Annotated in this window: 1 pseudogene; it reads left to right on the plus strand. The window is 53.6% G+C overall.

The window, feature by feature from the left end:
• Nucleotides 1–634: pseudogene (locus OKC40_RS22820) on the plus strand (IS4-like element ISAs18 family transposase); the annotation flags it as partial.

The following is a 634-nucleotide window of genomic DNA, read 5'->3' on the forward strand; positions in this document are numbered from 1 at the left end:
GGCAACGCAATGCCCATGAGAAAGAGCTGCTCACCAAGCTCAAGCAGACGTTGCCAGAGGGTATCTTCGTGACGGTAGTAGCTGACCGCGGCTTTGGTTACATGGAGCTGTTCGAACGCCTGGAGCAAGAGCTAGGCTTTGCTTATCTCATTAGATTTAAAGGAAATGTTTTGGTTGGTTACCCTGGTGTAGAGCAGGTTCCAGCTCGGGACTGGCTAACGCCGACCGGGCGCACCCGAACCCTCAAAGCGGTGGAGCTAACTGGGCAGCGACAGCCTGTCGAACGGGTCTATTGTTGTCATAAGAGTGGCATGAAAGACGCGTGGTTTCTGGCCAGTAACCGGACCGACCTGAGCGCCGCCAAGGCGTTGCAACTATACGGCCAGCGCTGGGGTATCGAGACCAGTTTTCGTGATATCAAAGATTACAAATTCGGCATGGGTATGGGAGATGTGCACATCAGTAATCCGGTCCGGCGCGACCGACTGTTTTTATTCAGTGCCCTGGCCATCGTCTTGCTGACGCTGCTGGGTAAGGCTGGAGACAGTGTCGGTCTAGAGAGAACGATCAAGGTCAATACCAGCAAGAGCCGAACCTATTCGTTCTTTCGGCAAGGGGTCATCTATTACCAGTT

This window comes from Aeromonas sp. QDB11 (assembly GCF_027705265.1).
In the GTDB taxonomy this organism is placed as follows: Bacteria; Pseudomonadota; Gammaproteobacteria; order Enterobacterales; family Aeromonadaceae; genus Aeromonas; species Aeromonas allosaccharophila.